Source organism: Blautia sp. DFI.3.45 (assembly GCF_020593505.1).
GTDB classification, from domain to species: domain Bacteria; phylum Bacillota; class Clostridia; order Lachnospirales; family Lachnospiraceae; genus Blautia_A; species Blautia_A wexlerae.
Map to the genome: position 1 here is coordinate 1 of NZ_JAJDMI010000063.1, position 14,885 is coordinate 14,885.

At 41.3% G+C, this 14,885-nt stretch carries 13 protein-coding genes and 1 pseudogene; 5 read left to right on the plus strand and 9 right to left on the minus strand.

Annotated elements, in window-relative coordinates:
* The first annotated feature begins 77 nt into the window (after positions 1–77).
* Together LJE09_RS15480 and LJE09_RS15485 are read left to right on the plus strand one after the other, a co-directional pair.
* Positions 78–557, plus strand: coding sequence for a hypothetical protein (locus tag LJE09_RS15480; RefSeq protein ID WP_022380038.1), 480 nt, complete (start codon positions 78–80; stop codon positions 555–557).
* A 508-nt stretch (positions 558–1,065) separates the two neighbouring features.
* The gene (locus tag LJE09_RS15485; RefSeq protein WP_055059015.1) at positions 1,066–1,515 is read left to right on the plus strand and encodes a DUF5684 domain-containing protein; all 450 of its coding nucleotides are present in this window, start codon (positions 1,066–1,068) and stop codon (positions 1,513–1,515) included.
* Positions 1,516–1,574: 59 nt separating this feature from the next.
* On the opposite strand, the gene LJE09_RS15490 is transcribed toward LJE09_RS15485, so the two are convergent.
* The gene (locus LJE09_RS15490) at positions 1,575–1,940 is read right to left on the minus strand and encodes a DUF3232 domain-containing protein (RefSeq protein ID WP_319792453.1); all 366 of its coding nucleotides are present in this window, start codon (positions 1,938–1,940) and stop codon (positions 1,575–1,577) included.
* Between the two features lie 123 nt (positions 1,941–2,063).
* Entirely contained in the window at positions 2,064–2,318 is a 255-nt protein-coding gene (gene cas2, locus LJE09_RS19225) for a CRISPR-associated endonuclease Cas2 (RefSeq protein WP_120062035.1), read from the minus strand.
* A gap of 372 nt (positions 2,319–2,690) precedes the next feature.
* On the opposite strand from cas2, the pseudogene LJE09_RS18910 reads away from it, so the two are divergent.
* Positions 2,691–3,749: pseudogene (locus LJE09_RS18910) on the plus strand (ABC transporter ATP-binding protein).
* Positions 3,750–3,840: 91 nt separating this feature from the next.
* Here the strand turns inward: LJE09_RS18910 and LJE09_RS15505 are convergent.
* Both LJE09_RS15505 and LJE09_RS15510 read right to left on the minus strand, forming a co-directional pair.
* A complete protein-coding gene (locus tag LJE09_RS15505; RefSeq protein ID WP_119241394.1) occupies positions 3,841–4,788 on the minus strand; it encodes a serine hydrolase domain-containing protein in 948 nt (315 codons plus the stop codon).
* A gap of 21 nt (positions 4,789–4,809) precedes the next feature.
* The gene (locus LJE09_RS15510; RefSeq protein WP_021653083.1) at positions 4,810–5,646 is read right to left on the minus strand and encodes a MurR/RpiR family transcriptional regulator; all 837 of its coding nucleotides are present in this window, start codon (positions 5,644–5,646) and stop codon (positions 4,810–4,812) included.
* A 259-nt stretch (positions 5,647–5,905) separates the two neighbouring features.
* Between LJE09_RS15510 and LJE09_RS15515 the strand changes: the two genes are divergently transcribed.
* A complete protein-coding gene (locus tag LJE09_RS15515) occupies positions 5,906–7,252 on the plus strand; it encodes an APC family permease (RefSeq protein ID WP_177968265.1) in 1,347 nt (448 codons plus the stop codon).
* Between the two features lie 5 nt (positions 7,253–7,257).
* Positions 7,258–8,190: a serine hydrolase domain-containing protein gene (locus tag LJE09_RS15520; protein WP_165858209.1), complete on the plus strand. Its 933-nt coding sequence runs from the start codon at positions 7,258–7,260 to the stop codon at positions 8,188–8,190.
* Positions 8,191–8,428: 238 nt separating this feature from the next.
* On the opposite strand, the gene LJE09_RS15525 is transcribed toward LJE09_RS15520, so the two are convergent.
* The 5 genes from LJE09_RS15525 to LJE09_RS15545 form a co-directional block, all read right to left on the minus strand.
* Positions 8,429–10,102, minus strand: a complete 1,674-nt coding sequence (locus LJE09_RS15525) for a glycoside hydrolase family 13 protein (protein WP_177968991.1) — start codon at positions 10,100–10,102, stop codon at positions 8,429–8,431.
* A gap of 43 nt (positions 10,103–10,145) precedes the next feature.
* Entirely contained in the window at positions 10,146–10,988 is an 843-nt protein-coding gene (locus LJE09_RS15530; RefSeq protein WP_177968990.1) for a carbohydrate ABC transporter permease, read from the minus strand.
* Positions 10,985–11,872, minus strand: coding sequence for a carbohydrate ABC transporter permease (locus LJE09_RS15535; RefSeq protein WP_026649841.1), 888 nt, complete (start codon positions 11,870–11,872; stop codon positions 10,985–10,987). Before LJE09_RS15535 ends, LJE09_RS15530 begins: the two co-directional genes overlap by 4 nt.
* 16 nt (positions 11,873–11,888) lie before the next feature.
* Positions 11,889–13,163 (minus strand): ABC transporter substrate-binding protein, encoded by a 1,275-nt coding sequence (locus LJE09_RS15540; protein WP_177968989.1) that lies wholly within the window; start codon positions 13,161–13,163, stop codon positions 11,889–11,891.
* A 233-nt stretch (positions 13,164–13,396) separates the two neighbouring features.
* A complete protein-coding gene (locus LJE09_RS15545) occupies positions 13,397–14,404 on the minus strand; it encodes a LacI family DNA-binding transcriptional regulator (RefSeq protein ID WP_055154113.1) in 1,008 nt (335 codons plus the stop codon).
* Between the last annotated feature and the right edge of the window lie 481 nt (positions 14,405–14,885).

Consider the following 14,885-nt stretch of genomic DNA (forward strand, 5'->3'; position numbering starts at 1 on the left):
TTCCATTACGCTCCTCTATTGACTTTGCTTTTCCAGGCTATTATAATAAATCCAGAAAACGAAAGGAGGTTTTCAATATGAAAACATGGACAAAGAAGTTCCAGAAAATGTTAACACTGATACTTGCCATCTGCCTCGTTACCGGCTACATGGGATTCTCAAATGTGCAGGCAGCTACCGGAAAGTCAGGTACAACCTACTATGATACCTGCATAAATGGAAAAAAAGGCGGAACAATAACAACCAATGGCACAAAATACTATATGTCAGGCACAAGAAAGGCTATATGTAAGGGGAACACTCTGACAATGTATGCGTCATTTAATACTTCCAAAAACGGAATATTAAACAGCCAAAACAAAAAAGCATATATAAAATACGGAAAACATACATTTAAACTTACTTCCAAGACCAAATACTATTTTTCCGGAGGTGAAGCTCCCAACGATTATTGCTCAAAATCCGCTTTCATGTCTACCATGAGAAGCATGAATGGATTAGGTCTGCGCATTAAGGTAACCAATGGAAAAGTTGTTGAGATGTCTTTCAATTCATGATACCACAAAAGCCGCAAAGCTGGAAATTCCCACTTTACGGCTTTTGTTTAACTTGTCATTATTTTTTCCGAAACCATTCTTTTTTCTCTGTTCTCACAACCCATCCCTGAGAAGATTTTCATCTTATCAGGCACTTTTCATAAGTCAGACGAATATTTGTAATATTAAAGCAGGAGACTCACTTCATTGATAAAATTTTACTCTGCCTGATCAATATTATCAACCCTACAGCCCGCTAATACAACCATTCCAGGATTAGAAAAACAGGAAATCACTGCCAGACAAATGAAAAATATATAATATCCCGGTATTTTGTAGTTCATAAGTATTGCTGCCATAGTTTTCACCTCGCTTATGTACAATCTTCTTTGATAATTGACGAACTACTGAGAATATGCTTTAATGGATTTAGCATAAATACTTCAGGAGAACAAACATAGTTCTCAACTATGCTTCTACACCAACGATACATGTATCATATCTCACAGAAAGAAATGGGGGAACACAAATGGGACTTATAGCTATCAGCAGCATGGTATTCTTAGGTGGTATGTATCTGATGATTGCATTCGCATGGTGGCTTCTGCAGATTATTGCCAACTGGAGAATCTTTACCAAAGCAGGGGAGGCCGGATGGAAAAGTATTATTCCAATATATGGCGATTATATTTCTTATAAAATCGCATGGCAACCTGCATATTTCTGGCTGACATTGGTTCTTGGAATCGTATCTTCCTGCTTACAGGGAACTCTTGAAACAAACGACAGTTTAATGATCTCCATGATCATCGTACTGATCAAAATCATACTTGCCATAATCAGCATTATGTACAGTGTTAAGCTTGCAAGAGCCTTCGGCAGGGGCACAGGATTCGCCATTGGCCTTATTTTCTTACCGCCAATCTTCATGCTGATCCTTGGCTTCGGCGATGACAGATATTATGGGGCAGATAAATAAAAAATCCCCAGAGCTTATGTTCTGGGGATTTTTTTACATATCATATAGGCTACAGCCTATTATAAAGTTCTGTTATCAAAATATTCTTTTACCGTTTCACAGCAGAAATCAGCAACCTCATACCTGTTACTCACATCTCCGTCAAAAATCGGTTCAAGTCCCTTCATTTCCGCAAAACGATTCAAACGTTTCACTCCCATAATGGCACGTTCATGAGCATTATGTCTGTCCTGATCATTTTTCTCCAGAGCATCTCTGACTTTCTCACCCTCGTATTTTTCCCGGATAATTGCACTGGAAAATTCCATTGAATATACTGCCTGTGTATATTCTCCCAAAGCCAGCACATCTGCCTGGATAATATCCAGCATATCAGAATCATCTTTGCATGCATCAATTAATCTGTTGATTTTTTCTTTAATTATTCTCTAACTCCTCCCGCTATCAACTTAACATTGTTTATATCATAATCACAAAGCAGTACGGCTATATTAATAGCTTGTTTTTTCAATAATCACTTCTTACGATATAATATCTTATACAAAGCATTATACTATAATGATATCTCGTGGCACAACCAGAAAATTATTACCATAACATGTCACTTGTCCAATACCATGAAGCTGATATATTCGGATACTGTCCTCATCTGTAGCATATTGGGCAATCTCCATCTTCAATTTTTTGAACACTGATTTATTCAATATTACTTCAAAACATGATTTCTGTACTCTAAAACCATATCCCTGAAGATATTTGACCAGTTGACTTCTCCGTTTATTATCCACAATATCGTATATTATTAACGCAAATACTTCATTTGATTTTTTTCATCGGGTGTTGTAAATTCTATTTCTTCCATATCATCCAACTCACCTTATTAAAACAGGATTACCCTCCTTAAAACAGGGTGACATTTTCTGGTTTTTATCTTGGAATGTTCTCATTAGGACGCCACTGAAAAAGTCTTTATTTTGCATAAAGCAGTACAATATAAAGTGTTTTTATTTGTTTTAATCTACTATATAATGTGTATAAAAATAGTTTTTCAGTGGCGTCCATTAGATGTGGTAGGAGTGGTGATTCAACACCACTTTCCGTTATCTTGGGATGTTCTCATTAGATGTCACCACCGGCATTGACGATCATTTTCTCGCCTAACTCGGAAAAAGGCGATGTACGTTGAGTTAAAAAATATCAATAAAACATATGGGGATTACAAGGCATCTGATAACGTAAGCTTTGGTATCGAAAAGGGGAAGCTGATCGGTCTTCTGGGGCCCAGCGGAAGCGGAAAAACTACGATTCTCCGTATGATCGCCGGTCTGGAGCAGCCAGACAGCGGGGAGATCATCATCGACGGAAGAGTGGTCAATGATGTGCCTGCCAGCGAGCGAGGCATTGGATTTGTGTTCCAGAATTATGCTCTTTTCCGGTATATGACGGTGTATGATAATATTGCATTTGGCCTGAAGATGCAGAAGGCGGACAAGAAGTATATTAAGCAGAGGGTTATGGAACTGGTAGAGCTGATCGGGCTAAAGGGACTGGAGAAAAGATATCCGAGTCAGCTGTCCGGTGGTCAGAGACAGCGAGTTGCTTTTGCCCGGGCTCTGGCTCCGAATCCGCAGCTTCTCCTTCTGGATGAGCCTTTTGCGGCGATCGATGCAAAGATCCGTACGGAGCTTCGAAGCTAGCTGAAGGATATGATTGAGAAACTGGGGATCACCAGTATTTTTGTTACCCATGACCAGGATGAGGCTATTGAGGTGGCGGATGAAATTATTATTACCAACCGTGGACGGATCGAGCAGAAGGGAACTCCACTGGAGGTTTATCAGAATCCGGATACTGCGTTTACGGCGGGATTTTTCGGGCAGATTTCTGTGATCGATGATTACCAGGTGTTCAATCACTTCGAGGAAGTTCCAGGAGGCGAAAAAGCCATTGTCCGTCCGGAGTTTGTAAAAGTGACAAAGAAGAACGAGGAGCAGAAATATAAAAGCTCCGCAACAGAGGGCATCGTAGAACGAGTCGCATTCCGCGGCAGCAGCCTGAAACTGAAAGTCCGTGTAGGAAACACCACACTCAGCGCCAGAAGAAGCCTTGACGAAGAACCCGTCCGGGAAGGCGAAGTTGTGGATGTGTTTGTGCAGAGGATTTTTGTAACGAAGGGAAATGAAGCAGTACTGCTGCATAATACAGCTATGGTTGAGGATTGGTTAGTGATATAAAAAAATGCCGCGGGAGCGGCATTTTTTTATGAGCAAGTAGCGTTAGCGGATTGCGAATATCATATGATGTGGCCGCGGGAGCGGCATTTTTTTATATATGTGAAATTTTTACACCGTAATATTCTGCAAGAGAATCCACCAGGTCATCACGGATTTTTTTGTGGTCATTGCCATCTAGGGACATGACACAGGATACCATCTGACGTTTTTTGTCAATGACGCAGTATTGGCCGTAATTGCCGGACAGGATCAGTGTATCTTCCATAGGTCCCATATATATGAAATACCCATAACCATAGCTCTGGTAATCCGGATGCTCCGTCAGTGGATTGTAAGAATCGATATGTTTCTGACAGGCATCAATCACGAATTTTTTTGGGACGATCTGTTTTCCGTTCAGGGAACCCTCATGCAGAAGCAGATGTCCAAAACGAGCCAATTCATCAATCGTCAGATACAGTCCGTTAGCTGCCATACAATGTCCCTGAGGGCAGAGGGTCCAGTCAGGATTCGGAATGCCAACCGGTTCAAAGAAACGATATCGCAGATAATTCAGCAGACCCGTTCCGGATTTCTCTTCCAGAAGAACAGATAAAATATAGGAACAAAAATTGCTGTACACAAAATGAGTACCGGGTGTATAGGGAAAAGAATCATTCTGAAAGAAATATCTCACCCAGTCCTTTTCTATGTACCGTTCTGGTCCATCGCAGAAAAAGAGCGGATCTTTCTGACCGGATGACATGGTAAGAAGATCACGGATCTTTATCTTGTACAGATTTTCAGAAGGGTCGGAAGGGAAATATTTTTCAAACCAGGGATAAATGTATTCATCAAGAGTGATCAGTCCTTCACGTTCTGCGATACCTGCGGCCATTGCAACAAAAGGCTTGCTGATAGACCATATATTTAAACGGGTTTTGACCGGAAAAAGTCTGAATTCTTCTTTTAGAAGATCATTTTTATATATCTGTGCGTAGATGATATTGGAATGATGTTGCTTTGATTTCTCAAGAAAAATATCTAAAATTTCCTGCATGATAATCCCCCCCTGAAATTATTATTCGTAAAAAAGATCAAAGTCTGAATAAAGTTCTTCCAGGTCATGAAGTCGTGTACTGATGGATTTGCACCTGGTTTTGCGGATTTTTGCAACAATACTGTCAAACAGACAATAGAGGCATGAGAAGGAGTTAAATCCCATTTCATTGAGATTGATCTCTGTAATGATAGCGTGGTCTGCCAGCGCCCATGCCGGTGATGAAATGCTGTCTGTGATGGCGAGTATCTTTGCACCATGATTTTTGGCAATCTGTGCATATTTCAGAGACCATTTGGTATAACGGGCAAAAGAGATCAGAAGAACAACTGTATCCTCGGATGCTTCTGTGAGATATTCGAAATTGGAATCGTAAAATTCGTGAACCACCTTGGTATTTCCAAGAAGCTGATTCAACAGAGTTCCCATCCAGAGAGCGGCACTGTAGGAAGAGCGTGCACCAACAATGAGGCGTTTTTTGGCATTGCTCAGATGGGTAACAATCTGATCCATATCTTCCTGATTCAGATGAGATGCCCAGCTTTCCATGGAATGGAGTTCATTGGCAATGATGTTTTGATAAAAATTTCCGCTATCCAGCAGTGAATCGTCTTTTATAACCGTAGGAACGGAAAGAATATCATTCTGTACAGTACGCTGCATTTCAGAAAAACTTTCAAATCCCAGGGAATAGGCAAGGCGTATGATAGTGGTTTCGCTTACGGAAATTTCCTTGCTGAGTTTCGCAAGGGTGGAATAACTGAATGAATCAAGGTGTTGTAATATATATTCGGCGACTTTCTTCTGACCGGCAGAAAGGAAAGATACTTTTTCACGGATCAACTGTTCTATTTTCATGAAAACCTCCTGTATTGTACGATTAGTATAATAAATTATAACAGGTGTAAAGTTTGATTACAATATAATGGAGTAAAAAATTCTTCTTAATATAAAAAAGATGTAAATAATGCACAAATTAAAGTGTGTATTTTTAATAATATTGTCAATAGAAATCTTGAAACCTAGATGTTAATATAGCATTAAATAATTCATATGACGTCAGAAAAAGAATTAATTACACTATTAATATTAAAGTCAATAAAAAAGGGGGGCTTTTATGTCGTCAACAGTAAAGGAAATAAAAGAAAAAACAGGTTACCTGAAACGAATTGATCTTTATACAATCGGTGTAGGACAGGCGATTGGATCGGGTGTTCTGACACTGATCGGACCGGCAATTCTTTTGACTGGTCAGTCAGCATGGCTGGCATATGTAGCTGCATGTATCTGGGGATTTATGATGATTGCACCAATTCCATGGATCACATCTACACTGAAACTTGGAGGAGGATTTTATTCTCTGGTAGGAGATATGGCCGGCAAACGAGTTGCCGGTATGTATGCAGTAGGATTTTTGCCACAGACGATCAATCTGGCGACTTATGGTGTGGCAATTGGTATGTATGCAAATTCCCTGTGGCCGCAGATTAATGCGAAATGGTTTGGAATTGCAGCCCTGAGTGTGTTCTTTGCCATCAATCTGTGTGGTGTGGATGTAATGGCGAAGGTACAGAAAATTCTGGTTATCCTGCTGTTTGTTGCACTTGGTCTGTTTATTGTTCTGGGATGCCTCCAGCTGAAAAATCCGGTGTTTGAGTTTACAGCACCAGACTTTTTCTCCAATGGTCCATCCGGATTCTTTTCCGCAATCATGCTGTATGTATATTCAACAAACGGATATTCCTGCATTATGAATTATGGTAAACAGGCAAAAGAGGCACATAAAGATATTCCAAAGGCACTTCTGTACTGTATTCCGACACTGATGGTTATATATGGCGGTGTTGCAATTGTAGCAAGTGGTGTGCTTCCTCTGGATCAGGTAGCCGGACAGCCGCTTACCCTGGTTGCAAAAAATATTTTAAATCCGGCACTTTTCACAGTATTTATGATTGGTGGTCCGGTACTTGCACTGTCTTCATCCATTAATTCAACAATTTCCAATAACTGTATTCCGGTTGCACAGTCCTGTAAAGATGGATGGCTTCCGAAATCATGGGCAGCTCAGAACAGAAGAGGGGCTTACTGGAAACTGATGACATTTACTTATCTTATGGGAATATTACCTGTGTTACTGGACTTTTCTATCAGTGATGTTGTAAATAATATTATGCTTCTGGCATCAGCAGTGGCATTTCTGCAGATTTATGCTTATTTCCAGCTTCCGAAAAAACATGCAGAAGCATGGGAAAAATCACCAATGCATATTTCTAACGGAAAATATTATTTTCTCTGCTGTTTGAGCCTGTTTGCATATATCTGCATTTTTATCAATTCTTGCAGAAGCCTGAAACTTCCGGTAGTAATCATCAGTCTGATAGCCATTGTAGTATGCATGGCTTACGGATGGTTTAGAAGTGTAAGTCCTAATGTAAAGATGGAAACAAGTGTGTGGGAGGATTAATGTTTATGAATAAAGACCAGAACCTGATCAATGAATTTGCTATCAAAACTTTAAAAGAAAATCTCAATGTTATGTATGCGCAGATATGGCGTGAAGGACAGTTAACGGCAGAATATAAAAGAATGCCGGTCAAGACACGCCTTAACACCTGGTCTGCCTGCAAGGGTGTTGTGTCCTGTGCGGCAGGAATCGCACTTGATGAAGGGCTGATTCGACTTGATGAGAAGATTGTGGATATTTTTCCAGAGTATGCACCGGAGAATCCGGAAGGATATCTGGGGGATGTAACGCTGGAAAATATGCTGACAATGACTACAGGTTTGGAAAGCTCTCTGTTTTTCTGTGACTGGCCGGAGCGTTACACAACTCCGGACTGGATCCGATATTTCTTCGAGAATGCGAAAGTGATAAAAAAACCGGGAACAGAATGGCTGTACAGCAATTTTAATACTTATATGATCAGCTGCGCGATTGAAAAACGTGCGGGAGTTAATCTTCTGGAATATTTGAGAAATCGCTTTTTTGAGCCGCTGGGAATTGGAAATCCAGACTGGACTTTGTGTCCGAAAGGGCATGTGCATGCGGCTAATGGACTTTATGTGAATATTGATGAGTTTACCCGGTATGGACAGATGATTCTTCACAAGGGAAATTATAATGGAAAACAGCTGGTGCCAGAGTCGTACATGAAGATGGCAACGTCCAATCTGGTGGATAATTCAGTGGCAGGAAGTCCGGGAAATCTTTATTCCGGTTTTGGATATGGATATCAGTTTGTAATGAATCCGGAAGCCGGTTCCTATCGATCCGATGGAAATTATGGTCAGTTCTGTCTGGCGTTTCCTGACAAGGATGCAGTAGTAACTGTAATGTCTCTGGAAGGGGATTTCCAGAAAATAGGAAATCATCTATGGACTACAGTGGTTCCGGAATTGTAATATACTCTGGTTGACAAAACAACATGGAAAGCATATACTCCTGTCTTTGACAGTTGCTAAACGGAATCACTGCTGAAACTTAGTGAAGATATGCCTTCACAGGAGTAATACATACCTGTCTATAAAATAAACGAAAACCGCAGCGTTTACGTCACTTACCAGAACTATAAGCACTATAAAACAAGCAAAAATACCCTTCCGTCATGTCATACGAAAGGGTATTTTATTTCAGACTATTTTATTTTTTGTAAAGCACAAACGCCTCATATGGATTCAGGATGATTTTCCTGTCAAATACTTTTCTTCCCATGTTTGTGATCAGGCACTGAGCTCCTTCTGCGAATGTTTCCGGAAGTTCCATTTCCGCTTCCTGTGCACTGAAATTGCATACTGTGAGCAGCTTCTCTGATCCAAGCTTTCTTATGTAAGCGAATATCTGATCATGGTCGCGGTACAGAGCCTCAAATTCTCCGTACACAATGATGTCCATTTCTTTACGCAGACGAATCAGCTTCTGATAATAATGGAAAACAGAGTCCGGATCTTTTAACTGATCTGCTGCATTGATCTGCCGGTAATTTGGATTTACCTTGATCCATGGTTCCCCTGTAGTGAAACCTGCACCTGCGGAAGTGTCCCACTGCATAGGTGTTCTGGCATTATCGCGGCTTCTGAGCATCAGGCATTTCATCATATACTCCGGTGTCAGTCTGCCTGTCTCTGTCAGCTCAGTGAAATAATGAAGGCTCTCGATATCGCGGTAGTCCTCCAGCTTGTCGAAATAGATGTTAGTCATTCCAAGCTCTTCACCCTGATAAACATAAGGGGTTCCCTGCATCATATGAAGACAGGTCGCCAGCATCTTGGCTGAAATATCGCGGTAAGCAGGATTGTCATTTCCAAATCTGGATACACTTCTTGGCTGGTCATGGTTGCCAAGGAAAAGGCTGTTCCATGCTTTTCCTGCCAGTTCTTCCTGCCATTTGATCATGATTTTCTTGAACTCTTTGAAATCATACCGTTCTGTGGTCCACTTGCCATAATCACCGCCGCCGATTTCTACATGCTCAAACTGGAATACCATATTCAGTTCTTCTCTGTCATCACCTGCGTATTTCTGTGCTTCCTCAATGGTAACTCCTGAGGTTTCCCCCACAGTCATCACATCATATTTGGAAAGAACTTCCTGATTCATTTCATGCAGGAATTCGTGGATTCTTGGACCATGAACACTGTACGGACCGAAATCACCATACAATCCGTTATTCATCTCTCCGTCAGGAAATTCCTGATCTTTGGAGATCATGCTGATAACATCCATACGGAAACCGTCGATTCCCTTTTCACACCAGAAGTTCATCATATCATAAACTTCCCGACGAACCTTGTCGTTCTCCCAGTTCAGATCCGGCTGCTTCTTGGAGAACAGATGAAGATAATACATATCTGTCTGTGCGTCATATTCCCAGGCTGAACCGCCAAATACTCCGCCCCAGTTATTTGGCTCCTTACCGTTCACCGGATTTCTCCAGATATAATAGTCACGGTAAGGATTATCTTTGGATTTACGGCTCTCGACGAACCAGGAATGCTCATCGGAAGTATGGTTTACAACCAGATCCATGAGAATCTTGATTCCTCTTTTGTGTGCCTCTGCAAGGAGAGTTTCATAATCCTCCATGGTTCCGTAGTCTTTATAGATCTTTCTGTAATCAGAAATATCATAGCCATTATCATCCTGCGGAGACTCAAGCATAGGAGAAATCCAGAGAACATTCACACCTAACTCCTTCAAATAGTCAAGCTTCTCAATAATTCCTCTGATATCCCCGATTCCGTCTCCATTACTGTCTTTAAAGCTTTTGGGATATATCTGATAAACAACACTTTCTTTCCACCAGGTTTTCTTCATAAACGTAAGCCTCCTGTTTGTATTTCTCAAGTTTATTGATGTGTTATTTTACTGCACCGGCAACAACACCGTTCATGATCCACTTCTGGCAGAAGATATATACGATCAGTACAGGTGCCAGTACAAGCAGATAAGAGGCAAATGCCAGATTATAGTCTACAGAGAACTGGCTCTTGAATACATACTGTGCAAGCTGTAAGGTCTGCTGGCTCTCATCACTTAAGAGTACCAGTGGCATACTGAAGTCGTTCCATGTCCACATAAAGGAAAGGATTGCTACTGTTGCTGTAGTTGGTTTTAATACCGGGAAAATGACCCGGCTGAAAATCTGGATGGGGTTGGCACCATCGATCATTGCTGCTTCATCCAGTGCTTCCGGTATCGCCTTGATTGCACCTGTATAAAGGAAGGTATTCATGGGCAGACCGAAGATAATATAAAGAAAACTAATACCGTAAATATTATCCAGATGGAAGGCATTCGCCTGTACAACCAATGGAAGCATGATTACCTGGAACGGGATAAACATGGCACTGATAAAGTAGTAATACATAATGGAAAAGAATTTACTCTTTTTCCTGTTTCTGGTTATTGCATACGCTGCAAAGGAGTTTGTGATCAATGTAAAGAACAGGTTGATCACTGTAATAAATGCAGTGTTAAAAAATTTCTGTGGGAAATTTGTCATCACCCAGGCATCCACGAAGTTCTGCAGACGCAGCTTTCTGGGTAATGCCAGTATGTTATTCATGTCAGACGGATCCTTGATTGCGATCATCAGTGCCATATACAGAGGCAAAAGAATAATCAGCACAATTCCTATGATAAGAAGAATCGTTACAGGCCAGTTGTAACGTTCTTTTACCTTCGCTACACCCTGTTTCATCCTAACTTCTCCTCTCTCTTCTCAAGTATACGAAGCTGTAATACAGAAATCAGCACAACTACAATAAAAAGCACAACTGCATTGGCTGACTGGTAGGCGAACTGTCCTCCACCGAATCCCTTCTTATAGATCAGGACTGCAATGGAAGTAGTTGCTGTTCCAGGTCCACCATCTGTCATGGCCATGATCTGATCGTAAACCATCAGGTAACCTTTGGCAGAGAGCACCATATTAATGGTAAAGGACGGTGCCAGAAGAGGGAATGTGATCTTGCTGAAACGCTTGAAGCCTGTAGCTCCGTCCAGGTCAGCAGCTTCATATACATCTGTATCAATAGACTGGAGTCCTGCAATATAGATCAGTGTATTAAATGCACATCCGATCCACAGAGATACTGCAATGATTCCCCAGATCGCATTGTTGGTACCCAGAATATTCACACTGAGAGCCTTGATTCCCAGAGCTTTTCCAAGCTCCGGAACCAGGTTTGCAAAAATATAGTTAAAGATGAATCCCACGATCAGACTCCCCAGCATATACGGCAGGAAATAAAACGCTTTAATCGTATTTTTGAATTTAATCTTTGCATTTAATGCGCATGCAAGCACAAGACTGATCACATTAACCAGGATCGTAGTGATCACAGCAAATTTAAAGGTGAAAATGTAAGCATTTCCTGTATCTGCATCTACAAACATATGCAGATAATTACGCAGCCCTACGAAATTCCACTCTCCGTATCCTCTCCAGTCAGTAAAGCTGTAGAACACACCTTTCAGGAAAGGAATTGTATGGAAGATGAAAAATAATACTGCAAGAATACCAACATAAATATAGTAAATTTTGTTGACAGCAGGTCTTTTACGATTCGCTGCTTTCTTCATAGGCTCATCCCCTCACTTAATCTACATTCGCAACATCATATTTCTCATCACACTGTTTCAGGAACTGATCGATGTTTTCCTTATCATCCATTCCATTTGCACGATTTAAACTAAATCCAGCAACCAGTGCGGCCATATCCAGTCCTGATGGATAGTAGTGGTCTTCAAAGTTAGCAACTTTACCATTGCTGATGTCTTCCTGTACGCCTGATACTGCTTCATCACTCTGCTCTACACCCTTTAATGCGGAGAATGAGAACTGCTCATCAATATAAGTCTGTATATTTTCTTTTTCCATCATAAAGGAAACGAAATCTTTGGCTGCATCTACATTAGAGCTGCTCTTACTTACGCCCAGAAGCACATCCACACCTGAGGTAACCTTGTTCTGGGATTCATCATTGGAAGACGGCAGTGCAAACATGTTTATTTTTACATCCGGATTAGCATTACGGTACTGGCTGATTGCCCAGTTTCCGTTGATGATCATTACAGCGTCACCGTTGGCAAATTTCTTGTTTCCGTCATCATAGCTAAGTCCCATGTAATCATCCTGTGCATAATCAAGAAGTGTCAGATATTTCTCTGCAATCTCCTCATGTGTTCCCACAAATGTTGTCTTGCCTGCTTTGCGGTCATCCGCGAAGCTCTCCGGTGCAAGGTCTGCTGCTATGGAGTTCCACGGTGCAAGTGCTGTCCATGCGTCTTTGTAAGTCATCAGTAATGGCTGCTCGCCTGCATCCTTGATTTTCTGCAGAACATCTATAAACTCATCCCAGGTCTTCGGAACTTCCAGTCCAAGCTCTTCGAATTTCTCTGTATTGTAGATAACACCGGAAGCATTTGTAGCAAATGGAACACCATATATTGTCTCTTCTTTGTCCTTATTTACATCGTAAACCATGTCAATATAGGCTTCCTGTACATCCTTGATATAATCCTGATCACCCAGGTCAAGCAGCATACCTGCACCCTCAACCTCAGTGTAGTTGTTATCGCCGCCCATTGCTACGATGTCAGGCATATCATTCTTTGCCATTCTAGTCTTTAATACTGTTCCTGCATCCGGCGGAGCAGTAACCTTTACTGTCACATCGTCATGGCTTTCATTATATTTGTCTACCAGTTTCTGAATCGTATCCTTGTTCTCAGGTTTTGTGGAAAAAAGTTCCAGTTCTGTTTTACCTGAACTTTTCGCTGAAGATCCTGCGTCAGATGAACCGCCGCATCCTGTTAATGTGCCGGCAAGCAAAGTACCAATTACCAATGTGCTTATTATTTTTTTATACATTTTTTCTCCTCCATAATTTAATTTTCATTAACTACGAAGGCTGCGCAACCTCTGTTTTCCCTTGGTGACTTTATCATAACGCAGTCTGTCTGTAAAAATCAACAGGTTTCTCGGGAAACTTAAATTTCACACAAAATTCACGATCTATTTTTGTGCATATCATACAATAATCAGTATGTTTTTACACTGTTAACCCAACCAGATAAGTTCTGTAAATTGTAAAAGAGAGCCTGCTATTCCTTCACAGACTCTCTTTTTATCAGCCGCACCGGGCTCTTGATATTCATTTCTTTTAAAGTTTCTCCCTCTATCATCCGGTGCAGACGACGCAGGGAGATCACGCCCTTCTGGTGGATATCCTGATGAACCGTAGTCAGCCTGGGACGGACAAACTCCGCATAAATATTGTCATCATAACCTACTATGGAAATCTGATCCGGAACCTTAATCCCATGGTCAAAGAAATAGTTCATAGCCTCAATCGCTCCGTAATCCGAAGAAAACGCCAGTGCCTTTACTTCAAGGAAACGAGGAAGCAGTTCTTCATATCTGCTAAGGCGCTGTCTCTTCTCCCCCGGAACTACGATCAGACGGGATTTGCTGCAGAAACCGCCCTGCTTTTCCATAGCCTGTTTGAATCCATTCCATCTGCGGGAATCACTGTCCTTATCTGTCTCTGCGATAAACAATGCCCTGTGATATCCACAGGAATACAGGTATTCTCCAACCTGATATCCACCGGAATAATCGTCAACTCCTACATTCTGGAAGGTGTATTCCCCTTCCGGATATGCATCGATCAATATCATCTTTTTGTTCAGTTTTCTGGACAGCTGTCTGTATCGTTCCTCATCATATCCCAGAATGATCAGACCCTCAACATTCCACCTGGAAGCCATGTCTACTACATCTTCAATTTTTTCTCCACCGATAAGCATGACGAAATAACCTTTCCGTTCTGCTTCTGTCTGTATGGTTCCTATCAGCTCTCCCACAAAGGAATCCTGCAGAGACTGCATTCCATGAGCAGTGGCAAATCCAAGCACTACTCCGATGATTCTGGAGCCATGACCTGACAACATCACAGATCCCATATGTGGAACATAATTCTGTTCTTTCAGAATGCGGGTAATCTTATCTATGGTTTCCTGAGACACTCTCTTGGTATTTCCATTGATCACATTGGAAACCGTAGTCCGGCTCACCCCCGCCATATCTGCAATATCCTGAAGTCTGATCATTTAAACGCCTCCTGTTTTACGATATTTTATAGATTCATACAATCGTGTTAAAGATATCCTTTTCTATAAAATGTTTATACCATATATATGTTTTTAAGTAAACTTCCGTTCTTATATTATTATAAAAACGCAGGCATAGCGAGCTACGCTGAGGCTTTTATACCCGTGCAATCGGATTCGCAGACAAGCGAATGGTATAGTTTTTTCCAGATTGAAACAAAATTGCGCGTCTGACTCTCTTCATTGGAAAATAACGAGAATGCGACGCGCAGTTATTCAAAGGATGAACTGAATGATACTTTTATTCTTCATCCGCATGATAAATTCCCACATAGCCCTGCGGTTCTACTCTAACAATCTGCTCGACTTCCTCCGTTTTCTCCGGGAAGTCCGCTTCTGTGTCAACTACCCATCACCTAAAGGTAATGGGCTTGTAACTGCCCAGTCGTAGTAACGGCTTACGCCTCCGACCTTTTATCCC